This window comes from Acinetobacter sp. WC-743 (assembly GCF_000335555.1).
Lineage (GTDB): Bacteria > Pseudomonadota > Gammaproteobacteria > Pseudomonadales > Moraxellaceae > Acinetobacter > Acinetobacter bereziniae.
Genome location: NZ_AMFQ01000080.1, coordinates 1 through 248, shown reverse-complemented (window position 1 = coordinate 248; position 248 = coordinate 1). Strand labels below are relative to the sequence as shown.

General features: G+C 43.5%; 1 protein-coding gene. It reads right to left on the bottom strand.

Annotated elements, in window-relative coordinates; genetic code table 11:
• Positions 1 to 248, bottom strand: a 248-nt coding sequence (locus ACINWC743_RS11545) for an NAD(P)/FAD-dependent oxidoreductase (RefSeq protein WP_009585555.1), incomplete at both ends; no start/stop codon positions are given.

The window sequence follows — 248 nt, the reverse complement described above, 5'->3', positions numbered from 1 at the left end:
AACCAGTTTCAGCAAGTGGCCAACCTGAACCATGCATCACCAAACCTGGTTTATGTTTGGCAGGGTCGATTTCCCAAAGCTCTTTAATCCCGATACCATAATGTTGCGGATCGGCATCTTGATCTAAGTTGTATTTTGCAATTAAACGCTTACCGAGATGTCCACGACAACCTTCTGCAAAAATCGTATATTTGGCATGAAGTTCATAACCAGGCGTGAAGTTATGCGTCGGTTCACCATCTTTACCA